This is a genomic window from Rhizobium sp. S163, from assembly GCF_030380805.1.
GTDB lineage: Bacteria > Pseudomonadota > Alphaproteobacteria > Rhizobiales > Rhizobiaceae > Rhizobium.
The window spans coordinates 1-14,910 of the sequence record NZ_JAUDSA010000033.1; the positions used below are offsets into that span (position 1 = coordinate 1).

Below are 14,910 nucleotides of genomic sequence, written 5' to 3' on the forward strand. Positions count from 1 at the left end.
GATCGTGTAGGTGTAGGTGCCGGCAGCGTTCAAGACGAGGCTGCCATAAGTGCCGTTGAGTGCCGTGCCGAGCGTGCCCGCTGTCGCACCGAAGCTCACCGCGCTGACCGTCTTGGTGTCACCTGCATCGGGATCTGTATCGTTGGTCAAAACGTTGCCGGTAGCAGCAAGGCCTCCGGACGCATTGCCGATGCCGCCCTTTTCCGTCGCGTCACCCGTATCGGCAACCGCCGTCGGCGCTGTGTTCGCCGGCGCAGAGCCAGTATTAAACATCACATCGACCCAGTAATTCTCCGCGCTGAACGTGGCAGTCGGGAACAGGCTGGTCGCTCCATAGCGGTAGACACCGTTGCCGCTGGCAAGCGCCGTGAGCGGACCGCTAGTGACCGCCGACGTGAAGTAGTTGGTGGTAGACGAATAGCGACCCGTGTCGGTGTGGTACGACGCGGTATAGACCTGTCCTGGCGTCAACGAAACCGGACTGGTGAAATACGCTGTCTGCCAGCCGCTCGCCGTTTCGTTGGTGAAGGTCAGCGTTGCAAGCTGGACACCTGTGCTGGACCATAAAGAGCCGGTATGTGTGCCCGTGTCCTGGGTGCCCTTGTAGAACCGGATGCCGCTTACGGTACCCGCCACCGACGTCTGGAACCGGACCCCAAGTTCAACTGCGGAGTTATCGTCGGTGTTAACGACCGCCGGCGTCGAACCGGAAAAAAGCGAAGTGAAGCTCGCACCGCTTACTGAGACCGTACGTCCTGCCGATGGTGTTTCGAGATTGATGCTGTCATCGACAGCTCGTGACAGAATGGTATAGGTGCCCGCGGCCTGCGGCGACCATGTATAGGTCCAGTTCTCGTCACCAACGGCTGGATGCCAGCTTGCTCCGTTATCTGTCGAGACCTCTACCCCGGCAATAACGCCACCGCCGGCATCGACGGCAGTGCCACTAATGGTGATGGCCGAACCGACAACCGCCGTCGATGGCACAGATATAATCGAAGTTGGCGCGGTGCGGTCGGTCGAACCGGTTGCCGCAATCAGTCCGGCCTGCAACGTGCCGGGCTGGATACCCATATCAGCCAAGAGGTTGACCATTGCCTGCTGAACCCGGGAATCGGTCGGTGTCGCCTGATTGTCGTGGTTGTCGCTCAGACCCCAGGTCCAGTAGACTGTACCGGCGCCGAACACCAGCGCGCCGCTCGGTGCGCGATACAGGGTCAGATTATGGGTCGAGACCGCATTGCCCGTCGTATTGCCGTAGTCGAGCAGATAGGTGCTGACAGGAAGCGTCGTCGATGACAGCTTCACGAGGCCGGCGGGGTCGAACCCATTGTCGACAGCCTCGTCCCACTCGTAGCCGAGGTAATTCTTGGTGAGCGTTGCCGTCTGGCCGGGCTGGAGATTAGCGATGCTGGTGTTGCGCCAGAAGCGCAAGTTCGCATCGTCGTAAGTGACAGTGATCGCCTGAAGATTGTTGCCGACGTCATCGACCTTGAACAACTGCCCGGTGAGCGAATTCTCCGGATTTCCGCCGCCGATCGCCGGCGGGCTCAAGCGTGGATCGCGGAACGTACCTGTCCACTCATTTGACGGGTCGATGCTGGCGCCTGGCGACCACGTCTCCTTGTAGGAGATCAGCGTGCGGTAGGCCGTGCCGTCGGCACTATAGGCATTGCCCCAACGTGTGCGCCAGTAGACCTCGTTGCCGCTCCAGAACATGAGATTGACGCCGGCGTCGCGCGCGGCTTCCACATTGGTGCGCTGCTGGCCGGACCAATATTCGTCATGCCCAGCATCGATATAGGTCTTGTGATTGAGAAGCAGGCTGCCGTAGCGATCGGCGTCGACACCGGAGATGTAGGATACATCGTAGCCGTTCTGTTCCAGCCAGTAGATGCCGGCATATTCGGCACCGAACAGGTAATCCTGCGGACCGGCAAAGGTGCCGACGCCTCCACGTGTGGCGATCGGGCGGTTGTAGCTGACGGCATAGGCGCGACCAGCGCCCTGGCCAGTCGCCGGGCCGTTGCCTCCATAGAAGTTTGCACCGCCCCAACCGTTGTACGCCTGCCAGGTCTGATCAGCGGTCTGAAAGACAACGTCGCTGTGGCTGTCGTCGTCGCGAACGATAAACGGAATGTGGTTCTCGCCGAAGGTACCGTCCTGTCGCACAAGCTTGGCAATATAGACGCCAGAGACCGCATCATCGGGTACCGTCCAGGAAGCCGAAACCGACCAGTTACCGGCGTCCACCGTGCCAGTTGCCGCGTTTCGCAGCGGATCGGGCTGATTTTGCACGCCTGTATGCTGGATCGTGTCGACTTTGCGCGCGCCCATGCCGCCGTAATAGCCAAGGCGGTAGATATCGATGCGGTAGTTGCTGGAATCCGTGTTGATCTTGAAGTTGATCGTCTTGCCGTTGTCGACACTGATATCTGTCGCGAAACCTTCGATGTTGGAGCTGCCGGCTCCGTCGATGCCCCATTCGCTTTCAGGGTTCCCCTGTTTCTGGTTCTCAAGCACAATCGCATTGCTGGCGGTTGCCGCGGCTGTGGCTGCAAATGAACCGGTCGCGGCAAAGCTCTGCGTTGCGGTTTTCTGGGTCAGCTGCGCCGTCGTCACGGATCCGGTCAATATGCCCGTGCCCTTCGTTCCACCAGTCCCCGCCTCTCCACCGCCGGGCAAGGTTCCGTTTTGAGCCGTGGCGCTGTTCCAGTTTGCGGTTCCGGTCCATGTCGTGGCAAACGAAAGGTTGCGATCGAGCAGCGGATCGCTGACCGAAGCGCCCATGACAGCCTTGCCCGTTGCAACGTAATCAGGTCCCTCGACCAGCCGGGTTCCCGGCAACTGGCCGTCGGCCTGCAGAATACCGCTATCCTTCCCGAGATCGAGAATTCGGGTCGGCGACGTGTAATAGCCGCATCCGCAAACGCTGAACGGCATGCCGAACGCCAGAAACTGCGAACCGGTGACATGTGCAGTCGTCTGACCCGATGGAGCCGAATCCAGGATCACGACATGGCCGGAATCGCGGCCTCCGCCGGTCGAAGCGCCGGCACCACGCTCTCCTGGCGCCCCGCCTTGGCGCAAAAATGGTGCAAGCGGATCCGTGCCCATAGAACCGCGCGCAAAATGCGCGCCGTGCAACGACGATCCAACGCCCGACCCTTGGCCAAATGCAACTGCGCTCACAAACCCGGGCGCTGCGACAGTTCTTGAAACCGTCGCGCGCCTGCCATCTGCCGCACTCCTGGCGACGCCTACGGGACCTTGTTCCCGCAGCTGCAAGCCTTCGTCGGCATGGCCTTCCATATCGCCTACGACATCCCCGCTTTCATCGGAGCTGCGATCGCTAAGGGCGGCTCCGTCGCCGGGCTTGTCGATATGAAGATCATGCGTGCCCTGCTCGACCGCCTGTGTCGGCGCGGGGACAACCCCGGTTGCCTCCTCGGCCTTCGGCGCGGCAACGCGCGCCTTCGCCGTTCCGCCGGTCGTCAGCCACCAACGGGGATCGAATAGATCCGTCAACATGGAACGAGAAACCCACCGGTGCGCGCTGCGATACATGGATGCCCCTCTCGACTACTTGAATGGATTGCCGCTTCGAAGATCATATTCTTCAGTTAGCTTTAACTATATTCGAAAGTCGCGATAAACGGTGCTACCTACTTCGATCGAGTGGCAGACTATCCTTTTAGCTGGTGGATTTCTTCAAAACTAGATTTGACTTTTCCCAGGGGATCCAACCCGGTCAATCGGCCTCGGGCCTCCAGACGCTGCTTCCGTCTTCCCAAGTCGCACGCAAGATATTGATAGGAAGTGGCTTTCTCGAGACCTGGCATGATGCGCGATCAGCGCAGCTCGTCATGGCGGCGGCTTCCTTCAGCACGCCTTGCGGCACGCCCACACCGCGAGCGACCAGACATCGAACAGCGACGACATTGAAGAGCCCGGGATACCATGAGAGAGCCGCGACGACCCTGAGCGCTTCTGACGACAGACGGGCGACGCGCCACTCATGAATTCAGGACATAGGCTCATCCGGAACTGAACGCCTAATCGTCGTGGACGGGTGAGCATATGTTTCCTTCAAACAGACCGAGGTCCGAGATCGCGATGTCGCAAATGCCCGGAGCCTGAGCAGTCCAAACCATGAACCGCGAATATAGACCCATCCGGGACTGACGGCCTAATCCGACGCATGGCAGTCACCACGTTCAAGGGGTCATCAGCAGAGAGATAATGAGATGAAGAACATCGCCGCCAGTGTCGCAATGACAGCGCTCGCAACGACCGTAACCGAGGCGCAGGAGCGCAAGCGCGTTGCCCCGTCGGCCGTCTATGAAGTCGCCCCGGGCTTGGGGCACTTCACGGACGACGTTCTTTTCGGTGAGGTCTGGGAGCGGGCCGAACTTGAGCTGCGCGATCGCAGCCTCGTCACGGTCTCCGCGATCGTCTCGACCGGAAAGACGCCACAGCTCGGCGGACATGTGCGCCGGGCGCTGGACAACGGCGTCACGCCCGCCGAAATTGGGGAGCTGATAACCCATCTTGCCTTTTATTCCGGATGGCCCAACGCGGTCTCAGCCGTCATGGAAACCCAAAAAGTGTTCGAGGAACGAGGCGTAGCCCCGGTAGAAGACAGCGACGGCAAAAGGATCGAACTTGAGGCTGCTTCCGAAGGGATGCGCACCGCCGCTGTCAATGCCCATGTCTCCCCGACGGCACCGGCGCTTGCCGCTCTTACGAACCGCGTTTTGTTCGGTGATCTCTGGCAGAGGCCCGATCTCACCGCACGTGATCGCAGCCTCGTAACGATGGCAGCACTCATCGCCATGGGGCAAGCTGAACAACTCCCCTTCCACGCGAACCGCGCGATGGACAACGGATTGACCAAAGGTGAAGCCTCAGAGGTCGTCATGCACGTCGCTTTCTACGCCGGCTGGCCGAGAGCGATGTCGGCCGTGCCGGTTCTCAAGAGCGTTTTTGAGACACGCGAAGCCAAGTCGTTTGAGGTATCGACTGAGATCAAGGTCACTCCGGCCGGCCGGGACCGGGCGCGTGCACCGGAAGCATACTTCACAGGCGATGTCGAAACCTCCGGCTTTTACCGGAGTGACAGCCCGTCGACCGTCAGCGGCGCAACCGTGTCTTTTCCTGCGGGAGCGCGCACGGCGTGGCACACGCACCCGGTAGGCCAGACACTCTTCATCATCTCCGGAACGGGCTGGGTGCAGAAGGAGGGCGCGCCTGTCCAAACGGTCCGGCCAGGTGACGTCGTGTGGATACCAGCAATGATAAAGCACTGGCATGGCGCATCGGCAGACGAAGCTATGAGCCACTTCGCTGTCGCAGAAGCGCAAAACGGCAGCGTGGTTACCTGGATGGAGAAGGTTTCCGACGAAGACTACTTTGCGGGCCGTCCCGGCGAATGACCACAGACCTCATGAGATTTCGAAGGTACAGACCTCTTTTTCGGTGCGTGACCACGCCGCACAGATAGCACTGAGCGAAGATCGGCTGGCGGAAGGTCTTGAACAATATAGGATAGAGCGTCGCCGACGCGTCCGCCGGCGATCGCAAGGGTTTCAGAAACCAATGAACAGAGCCGTCTCAGCGTCAAATGATCTCGTCATTCGAACCGCGTCGCCGCTGGACGTCCAGGTTCTGGGGGCGTTTGGAACGCTTCTTGTAGCACTTCATCACAAACTTGACCCTCAGCGCTTCATTGAAACAACCAGAACTACGCCAGCGAATTATACCGGTTTTCTGGAAAGGAAGATCAGCGATCCGAACGCAATGCTTTTTGTCGCCGAGCAAGGCGGTATATTGCTCGGCTACGTCTACGGAGAAATGGAAGGTCATGACTACATGTCCTTGCGCGGTCCAGCAGGGGTCGTACACGATCTCTTCGTCGACGCCTCCCGTCGGCGCGAAGGTATCGGGCGTTTGCTCATCGTCACCATCTTGTCTGAAATCAAGGCGCGCGGCGCCCAACGCGTTGTCCTCTCCACGGCTCACCAAAACAAGACGGCACAACAATTATTCGCCGCTCTCGGATTCCGAGCAACTATGATCTAGATGACCCGCGAGCTTAAAGACTAGCCGAGCGCTTGGCAGGCCTCCCCTCAACCTGCTCTCCAGGAAATGATATGTCTACCCCTGAACTTACATCAGCGCCGAAACAAATCTCGGTCGGGATGACCTGGCTGTTTGCGATCGTCGGCGGTGCCGCAGTCGGCAACCTTTACTGGGCGCAGCCTCTGCTTGCCACGATCGCGAAATCGCTCGATGTGCCAATCGGTTCGGCCGGTGCCCTGGTGACGATGACGCAGATCGGATATGCGCTGGGTATCGTTATGATCGTGCCACTCGGTGACGTCGTGATCCGGCGCAAGCTCATTCCGCTCATCATGTTCCTCTCGGCCCTGGCGCTGCTGGCAACCGCGCTGGCACCATCTTACACGGTACTGCTGGCATCTCTTACCGCTGTCGGCCTGACAACGGTTGCGGGGCAATTGCTCATTCCGCTCGCAAGCGACCTTTCGAGCGCAGAGGAGCGTGGGCGAACGGTTGGAACGATCGTTGGTGGCATTTTGATTGGCATCCTGCTTTCACGCACGATCAGCGGCGTCATCGCGGACGCCTTCGGCTGGCGCGCCGTCTATTTTCTCGCCGCGGCGACAACCGCATCTTTCTCGGTTCTGCTGACGCGCGTGCTGCCGGCTGAAAGCAAAAGGCCGCCTATTGCTTACGGTCGGCTGCTTGCCTCGGTGCCTGCCGTCGTCCGCAAACACAGATCAGTGCAGGTCACTTTGGCCATCGGCACCATTGGCTTTTGCACATTCACCATGTTCTGGACAGGCCTCACGTTCCTGCTGAGTGCGCCGCCATTTTCTTACTCGCTCAGCCAGATCGGCGCCATGGGCATCGTCGGCCTGGCCGGTTCGCTTGCCGCGCGACGCGTCGGCTGGCTGCACGACAATGGCTATTCCGCAGCCGGCACAGGGGCTGCGCTTATATTGGCACTGGTCTCGCTCGGCATTGGCGCCACGGGGTCCACCAGCATCATACCGGTCGCCATCGCGGTGCTGCTCTTTGACGTGGCGATCCAGGGCAACAACGTTCTCAACCAAACCCGCCTTTTCTCGGTGGAGCAGCAAGCCCGCAGCCGCCTCAACACTGCTTTCGTGTCGTGTAATTTCCTCGGCGGCGCGGTCGGCTCCCTGCTGGCCGGCTTTCTTTGGGAGTTCGCCGGCTGGACGGCCATCATGTCAGGCGCAATGGGCCTGATCACATTGGCGTTCCTCCTGTGGGTGGCGCAGCGCCGGCATATCCAAGTCTCGCACGATCGTAACAGATAGCTCTCTACTCCACCTGGCAGCAGGAAAGTCTGTGCGCGCGGCCTTCGCCGCGCGCACTGGACGTGGAGCATCAGCCACGTGTCTCTTCAACGTCCTCTTCCTCGACAGGCCTTTTCGTCCGCATCACTTTCAAGACGAAGACAAAGAAGGCGGGCACGAAGAAGATCGCGAGGATGGTCGCGGAGATCATGCCGCCGAGCACGCCCGTTCCGATGGCGTTCTGGCTGGCGGCACTTGGTCCCGTCGCAATCGCCAAGGGGACGACGCCGAGTGTGAAGGCAAGTGACGTCATCACAATCGGGCGGAAACGCAACTTTGCGGCTGCGACGGCCGAATCCAGCAGCGACCTGCCTTCGGCGTAATAATCCTTGGCGAACTCAACGATGAGAATGGCGTTCTTCGCTGATAGACCGATGATCGCGATCAATCCGACCTTGAAATAGAGGTCGTTCGGCATGTCGCGCAGCATCACGGCCAGCACCGAGCCGATCACGCCGAGCGGCACGACCAAGATGACCGAGATGGGAATGGACCAGCTCTCATAGAGGCCCGCGAGGAGCAGGAATACGAACAGGATGCTAAGCCCGAACAGGAACGGAGCCTGGCTGCCTGATGTGATTTCCTCCAAGGACTGGCCGGACCATTCGAAGCCGAAGCCTTCTGGCAGTTCAGACGCCAGACGCTCCATTTCAGCAATGGCCGCGCCGGTCGATTGCCCCGGCGCCGGCGCACCGGAGATACGCACGGTGGGATAGCCGTTGTAACCGACGATTTGCGGCGGGCCCTTCTGCCATTGCGCGATCGCGAATGACGAAAGCGGCACCATGCCACCGCTCGCATTGCGAACGTTGATCTTCAGCACATCCTCGATCTGCAGACGGCTGCGATCCTGCGCCTGCACGATCACGCGCTGCATGCGTCCTCTATTCGGGTAGTCATTGATGTAGGAAGACCCAAGATTGGCCGTAATCGCGTTATTGATGTCCGAGAACGTCACACCGAATGTGTTGGCCTTCTCGCGGTCGATGACGAACAGAACCTGCGCGGCATCCGGCAGTCCCTCCATGCGGACGCCTGTGACGACCTGGCTTTGTGCAGCCTTCGCCATCAGTTCAGCAGTTGCCTGCGCAAGCGCCGCCTGTCCGAGACCAGCACGATCCTGAAGACGGAAGGAGAAGCCGCCGGTTGTGCCGAAGCCCTCGATTGGCGGCGGCGACAGCGCAAAGGAGGTCGCATCCTTCAGCGCAAAGAGCTGCATGTTGGCACGGTTAGCAATGTCCTGTACCGAGTTGCCCTCGCCGCGCTCCGACCAGTCCTTGAGCGTGACGAATGCAAGTCCCGCATTGGCGCCATTGCCCGAGAAGCTGAAGCCCTGAATTGCCACGATGTTGGCAACGGCCGGCTCCGCCTTGAAGATCGTTTCGATCTTCCGGATGGACTCGATCGTACGGTTTGCACTTGCTTCCGGCGGTCCCTGAATATCGACGATGAGGAATCCCTGGTCCTCGTCGGGCACGAAAGACGTCGGCAGGTTGACGAAGAGGTAGCCAAGCCCGACGGCGAGCGCGAGATAGACGACCATCATGCGGCCGGCGCGGCGCGCCATACCGGTTACCGATGCGGCGTATCCATTGGTCAACTGCTCGAATTTGCGGTTGAACCAACCACCGGGGCCGCCCTTCTGGTGGTGACCGCCCTTGATCGGCTTCAGGAAGGTCGCGCAAAGAGCAGGCGTCAGCGACAATGCCAGGAAGGCCGAGAACAGGATCGAGACAACCATCGTCAGCGAGAACTGCCGGTAGATGATGCCTGTCGATCCCGGGAAGAAGGCCATCGGAATAAAGACCGAGGATAGAACAAGCGTGATCCCCAGGATTGCGCCGGTAATCTGCCCCATCGCCTTGCGCGTTGCCGCCTTGGGCGACAGCCCCTCCTCCGCCATGATGCGTTCGACGTTTTCGACGACGACGATTGCGTCGTCGACCAGGATGCCGATCGCAAGAACCATCGCGAACATGGTCAGAACGTTGATCGAAAACCCCGTCGCATACATGACGGCGCAGGTGCCGAGCAACGCCACCGGCACAACAAGCGTCGGAATGACGGTGTAACGGAAGTTCTGCAGGAACACGAACATCACGATAAAGACCAGGACGATCGCTTCGAGCAGGGTGTGGATTACCTTCTCGATCGAAGCGGAGACAAACGGACTGGTATCGTAGGGAACGCTATACTCGACGCCCTTCGGGAAGAAGCGGCTCAGCTGATCCATCTTGGCCTTGATGGCGGCGGAAACCGCGACAGCATTGCCGGTCGACGATAGCTGAATGCCGAGTGCAGCCGACGGCTGACCGTTGAGCCGGCTGGTAAAATTGTAGGATTCCGCGCCTTGCTCGATACGGGCGACATCCTTCAGTCGGACCGAAGAGCCATCGGGATTGGCCCGCAGAATGATTTCGCCGAACTGCTCGGGCGTCCCCAGCTGCCCCTGGACGAGGACGGTGGCCGTTAGATCCTGGGTGATGGGGTTGGGGCTTGCTCCAATCTGCCCGGCCGCCACCTGCGCGTTCTGCGCGGTAATCGCCGCGTTGATGTCATCCGTGTTGATGTTGAGGCCCACCATCTTGTCGGGATCGATCCAGACACGTAGTGCGCGCTGCGCGGCAAAAAGCTGGGCGCGACCGACACCATCAATCCGTCGGATTTCACCGATGACGCTGCGATTGATGTAATCGCCGAGTTCTACCTCGTCGCGACTGCCGTCGGTCGATGTCATTGAGACGATCATCAAGAAGCCGGAACTTGCTTCTTCCACGGTCACGCCTTGCGTTCGCACGGTAGCGGGCAGTCTTGCCTCGACGCGACGGATCGCATTCTGCACATCGACCGACGCCTGATCGATGTTGGTCCCCGCCCTGAAGGTTGCATTGATACTGACCGAGCCGGAATTGTCCGAGGTGGATTCAAAATACATCAGGCCGGCAACGCCGTTCAGTTCATCTTCGATCTGGCGTGTCACGCCCTGGTAGATCTCTTGCGGCGATGCGCCGGGATATGCCGTGGAGATCGTCAGCTGTGGCGGTGCCACCTTGGGGTACTGCGCGATTGGCAGAAACGGGATGGCGATGATCCCGGCGATGGAAATGAACAACGCGAAGACCCAGGCCAGAATAGGCCTGCGGATGAAAAGTTGTGCCATGATAGATTACTCCGGTGCCTTCGCGGGCTCTTGAGACGAACTCGCCGCTGGATCGGCAGGCTTCCATGCTTCGGGCGCCACCTTCCCACCGGGCTGGACCTTCTGAACGCCGTCGACAATCACTGTTTCGCCCTGCTTCAAACCACCTTCGACCAGCCATTCGGAGCCCTGCGCTTGCCCGAGCGTGATCTTGCGAGGTTCCGCGACATTATCGGCACCAAGCACGTAAACCTGCGCCTGCCCGGTATCATCACGGATGACCGCACGCTGGGGAACGGTGACGGCATTGTGCTTGACGGCCTGCTCAATCCGCACGCGGACATACATTCCAGGCAGTAGGTCGTTCGACGTGTTGGGGAACTCCGCCCTCAGCGTCACCTGCCCAGTGTTGGAATCGACATTGGCGTTCGCGAATAGCAGCTTGCCCGGCTCGGCGTAGAGCGAGCCATCGTCGAAGACCAGTTCGACACGCGCTTCGCCCGGTGCAGTACTGGCCAGTGTACCTGCAGCAACGGCTCTCTTAAGGTTCAGCAGTTCCTGCGCCGATTGTGTGAAATCGGCATAGACGGGGTTGACCTGCTGGATCAATGCAAGGTTGGACGTTCCGTCAGCAGTCACCAGCGCGCCTTCGGTAACGAGAGCGCCACCGATCACACCCGAAATTGGCGCCCGAACATCCGTGTATTCAAGATTGATCTTCGCCTCATCCAGGCCCGCCTCGGCAGATGCGACATCCGCGCTTGCCTGAGCGAGATTGACGGCTGCGGTGTCGTAATCGATACCCGATGCGATATTACGGTCACGAAGGCTCTTTTGGCGCTCGAGCTGCAGCCTGGCATTGTCCTGGATGGACTTTGCGCGTTGAAGAGCGGCCTCGGCGCTCGCTACGCGAACCTTGAACAGGCGTGGATCGATGCGATAAAGGACGTCGTCCTTCTTCACCGTTGCCCCCTGCTCGAAGACACGTTCCTGCAAAATGCCGGAGACGCGCGCCCTGACTTCCGAAATACGGGTCGCGGCAATGCGGCCGGGAAGCTCGTTGATGACAGGCACATCCCTGCCCTTAAGTTCTATGACCGCAACTGCCGGCGGTGGCATCGCTGATCCTTCCTGGGCCAACGTGACCCCGGAGGCGGCAACGAGAAAAGTGGTGGCGATAAGGCACAGGTTCAGGCGCGCCGTTCTACTACGCTGCATTGGATATTCCTTCTTGAATTTCATCGCCCCACCAGGGTGCGTCATGTCTTCTCTACGTAAGAGAGATAGATGGATCTTATGCCGTCGAGAATTTCGCGCCGTTCGACGTCCGGCCACGTATGAAATGTGAAAAGCTCGGTACAAAAGAACCCCGTAAGCGCGAGATAGGCCATGAGCGCCGCTTTGGGCTTGGCTCCCTCCGCCATCTTTCTCAGATCAAGATCACACCACTCCCGCATCGTCTCCTGCAGCTTGTCGCCACTTGCCATCGAAGCGCTAACCGCCATCGCAACGGCGCGGTCTGTATCGTCAAGCGTGCTTTCGGCTGACGCGATGCGGCCAAAAAGCTCCGGGTGCGGGGTATCGCCGGCTGCCTGTACGCATTCTTCGACATGCGCCACATCAGCCTTGAACTTGCGATCGACAAGCGCCTCTAGCAATCCGCTTTTGGACTTATGGTCGTAGACCACCCGCGCCTTGCTGACGCCAGCCTCCTGGGCGACGGCATCGATCGAAAGGCCCACAGCACCCAGTCGCACGACGACGCGCTCGGCAGCATCGAGGATGTCGTCTTCGGTGATTTTCCTGGTACGGCCCATCGCACGCTCCTGTTCGGCGATTTATTTACGAACGATCGTGTTTAAATGCAAGTGCGAAGTTGGTCTGCGCAGTCTAGGCGTCTGGATGCAATTGTCGATGGCAAGAACAGCCCTCCTGGTCTTCGACGACCAGGAGAGTTTGACGAGTAAAGAGCGACGTTACCGTTCATCGCGCCTGCCTTGATTTTTGAGGATTTCCAGGAGGGATCGTCCGAAGTCATGGGTTTCGCAACGCTAATTTGACGCTTTGCTCCGCGTCCCGGATCGGCCAGCGCTGCCGACGACTTGCTAACAGAGTTTACAAGCGCGGCAGATCGGGACACGCCGCAACGGGGGCATCAAAACATGAGGACGATGAGTAACCGGCCGCTTTTTAAGGAGCCGCCGGCGCCCCAAGCTAAAGGCCTTCCTCAGTCGGCTGATCCGGCAGCCGAGAAGGCGGTATCTATAAAACAAGCCGTCAAGCGCCGGAAGGCTACATGGGAACACAAGGCACCATGATCATTATTGGGATCACATCATCATGCGATCTTCCTGCGGCAATATTGATGCTACGGGTGGGTTGAACATTGGTGAGAGCGAGGCTCGGGCCGCAATGCCACCTTGGGGGATTGGCTTGGAAGTGTCGAAGTCAAGCATAAGGTCGTTTTTTTGCGTTGACGACCGCGACACCTCATTGCGCGCACTGCATCTCGCCTATTGGATTGCCACAAGATGGCCGGGCGAAACTTCACGATAATCAGGCGGCCGAACCTCGAAGGCCACTGGTCGGATCGGGCTTTTCAGTTCCTCGCTAAGGCCCAGCTTTCTTTCATGTCGACGGTCAGGGTCCGGGATCGGGACAGCTGCCAACAGCTTTTTGGTGTACTCGTGCTGGGGATTGCCAAAAACAGCCGCCCGAGGTCCGATCTCTACGATTTCACCCAAGTACATCACTGCTACCCTGTGGCTCACTCTCTCGACTACCGCCATGTCGTGAGAGATAAACAGGTACGATAGGTTCAGGCTCTGCTGCAGGTCGAGCAAGAGGTTTATCACCTGTGCCTTGATGGAGACGTCGAGCGCAGAAACACTTTCATCCGCGACGATTACTTTCGGCCTTAATGCCAGCGCTCGCGCAATACAAACACGTTGCCGCTGCCCGCCCGAGAATTCGTGCGGAAATCTTGTCGCCATATCCGGCGACAGGCCAACCTTCGAGAGCAGTTCAGCGACCACGGCCTTTGCCTCTTGGCTAGTCCCCATACGATGCTCGAGGTATGGCTCAGCAATTGCATCTCCAACCCGGATTCGAGGATTGAGGCTTGCAAACGGATCCTGAAATATCATTTGCACGGTTTTGCGCATCTCGCGCATCTGATCCTTGTTGAGGCCGAGGATTTCCCTGCCATCCACCCGCACTGATCCACTTTGCGGTTCAATCAACCGCATGATTGCGCGACCGGTGGTCGATTTTCCGCATCCGGATTCGCCAACCAGAGACAATGTCTCGCCAGCATGCAGACTGAACGAAACGTTCTCGACAGCATGTACGCGCCCGGTAAGTTTTCCGAGAAGTCCAGTGTGAATGTCGAAACGCTTGGTCAGGTTTTTGACCTCAAGGACCGGCCGCTCGCCCGACGCAGCAGTGTCGACAACATCGGCAGGCACATCGGGCTGACCTGTCTGTGGATCGACGACAGGGAAGCGCAGCGGCCTGTCTCGTCCATTCATTGCACCAAGTACCGGAACCGCAGCCAATAGCGCGCGCGTATAAGGATGTTTGCCGCGTCGGAAAATATCTGGTGTCGCCCCAGTCTCCACTTCCTCGCCCCGGTACATGACAACCGTTCGATCGGCGATCTCTGCGACGACACCCATGTCGTGGGTAATGAAGAGGACCGATGTCCCCTCCTCCTCCTGCAGGACTTTGATGAGGTCTAGAATTTGGCCTTGAATGGTGACGTCGAGAGCAGTTGTCGGCTCGTCGGCAATCAGAAGCTTGGGCTTCGACGCCAATGCCATCGCGATCATCACCCGCTGCCTCATTCCTCCTGAGAGGCGATGCGGATACTCATCGAAGCGGGATGCTGCCGAAGGGATCCGAACCTTCTCGAGTAGCCTGATTGTTTCAGACCTAGCCTCGGCCTTCGACATAGACGAGTGGCACAACAACGCCTCTGATATCTGGTCTCCAACTGTAAAGAGCGGGTTCAGCGATGTCATCGGCTCTTGGAAGATCATCGCCACATCGTTGCCGCGCACCTGCCTCATGGCAATTTCAGGCAAGCTGAGCAGGTCTCGTCCACCAAGAGAGATGCTCCCCTCTATACGGCTGGAATCCGCCTCCAGCAGACGCATTATGGAAAGTGCCGTAACGCTCTTGCCTGAGCCGGATTCCCCGACGACCGCGACAGTCTCACCTGGCGCAACTCCAAAGGAAACGTTTCTCACCACGGACTTCCATGCACCGTCAACGAGGAACGATGTGGTCAGGTTTTCCACCGACAGTACCGTACCATCGGTCTGTCTCGCCTGTGCCTGGGAGCCTGTCATGATATTGCCTCTTCAA

Annotated in this window: 8 protein-coding genes; 3 read left to right on the top strand and 5 right to left on the bottom strand. The window is 59.2% G+C overall.

The genetic code is table 11. From position 1 onward, the window contains the following. The coding region (locus QTL96_RS22820; RefSeq protein WP_289729317.1) for a N,N-dimethylformamidase beta subunit family domain-containing protein at nucleotides 1–3,567 on the bottom strand (3,567 nt) is incomplete at its 3' end. Nucleotides 3,568–4,247: 680 nt separating this feature from the next. Between QTL96_RS22820 and QTL96_RS22825 the strand changes: the two genes are divergently transcribed. The 3 genes from QTL96_RS22825 to QTL96_RS22835 all read left to right on the top strand — a co-directional run bounded on the left by QTL96_RS22825 (nucleotide 4,248) and on the right by QTL96_RS22835 (nucleotide 7,364). Continuing rightward, nucleotides 4,248–5,435: a carboxymuconolactone decarboxylase family protein gene (locus QTL96_RS22825; protein WP_289729318.1), complete on the top strand. Its 1,188-nt coding sequence runs from the start codon at nucleotides 4,248–4,250 to the stop codon at nucleotides 5,433–5,435. 163 nt (nucleotides 5,436–5,598) lie between these two features. Then, nucleotides 5,599–6,081 carry a GNAT family N-acetyltransferase gene (locus QTL96_RS22830; protein ID WP_289729319.1) on the top strand — a complete coding sequence of 161 codons (483 nt, stop codon included), beginning with the start codon at nucleotides 5,599–5,601 and terminating at the stop codon, nucleotides 6,079–6,081. A 71-nt stretch (nucleotides 6,082–6,152) separates the two neighbouring features. Continuing rightward, entirely contained in the window at nucleotides 6,153–7,364 is a 1,212-nt protein-coding gene (locus QTL96_RS22835) for an MFS transporter (protein WP_289729320.1), read from the top strand. A 70-nt stretch (nucleotides 7,365–7,434) separates the two neighbouring features. Here QTL96_RS22835 and QTL96_RS22840 read toward each other — a convergent pair whose 3' ends face one another. The 4 genes from QTL96_RS22840 to QTL96_RS22855 form a co-directional block, all read right to left on the bottom strand. Beyond that, nucleotides 7,435–10,563 carry an efflux RND transporter permease subunit gene (locus QTL96_RS22840; RefSeq protein WP_289729321.1) on the bottom strand — a complete coding sequence of 1,043 codons (3,129 nt, stop codon included), beginning with the start codon at nucleotides 10,561–10,563 and terminating at the stop codon, nucleotides 7,435–7,437. Nucleotides 10,564–10,569: 6 nt separating this feature from the next. After that, nucleotides 10,570–11,760, bottom strand: a complete 1,191-nt coding sequence (locus QTL96_RS22845) for an efflux RND transporter periplasmic adaptor subunit (protein WP_289729322.1) — start codon at nucleotides 11,758–11,760, stop codon at nucleotides 10,570–10,572. 41 nt (nucleotides 11,761–11,801) lie between these two features. After that, nucleotides 11,802–12,359, bottom strand: a complete 558-nt coding sequence (locus QTL96_RS22850) for a TetR/AcrR family transcriptional regulator (protein ID WP_112941243.1) — start codon at nucleotides 12,357–12,359, stop codon at nucleotides 11,802–11,804. Nucleotides 12,360–13,055: 696 nt separating this feature from the next. Next, nucleotides 13,056–14,894 (bottom strand): ABC transporter ATP-binding protein, encoded by a 1,839-nt coding sequence (locus QTL96_RS22855; protein WP_289729323.1) that lies wholly within the window; start codon nucleotides 14,892–14,894, stop codon nucleotides 13,056–13,058. Between the last annotated feature and the right edge of the window lie 16 nt (nucleotides 14,895–14,910).

Coding starts and splice junctions, on each gene's coding strand:
- QTL96_RS22830 (WP_289729319.1), top strand. CDS start 5,599: ATGAACAGAGCCGTCTCAGCGTCAAATGATCTCGTCATTCGAACCGCG.
- QTL96_RS22840 (WP_289729321.1), bottom strand. CDS start 10,563: ATGGCACAACTTTTCATCCGCAGGCCTATTCTGGCCTGGGTCTTCGCG.
- QTL96_RS22845 (WP_289729322.1), bottom strand. CDS start 11,760: ATGCAGCGTAGTAGAACGGCGCGCCTGAACCTGTGCCTTATCGCCACC.
- QTL96_RS22850 (WP_112941243.1), bottom strand. CDS start 12,359: ATGGGCCGTACCAGGAAAATCACCGAAGACGACATCCTCGATGCTGCC.
- QTL96_RS22825 (WP_289729318.1), top strand. CDS start 4,248: ATGAAGAACATCGCCGCCAGTGTCGCAATGACAGCGCTCGCAACGACC.
- QTL96_RS22835 (WP_289729320.1), top strand. CDS start 6,153: ATGTCTACCCCTGAACTTACATCAGCGCCGAAACAAATCTCGGTCGGG.
- QTL96_RS22855 (WP_289729323.1), bottom strand. CDS start 14,894: ATGACAGGCTCCCAGGCACAGGCGAGACAGACCGATGGTACGGTACTG.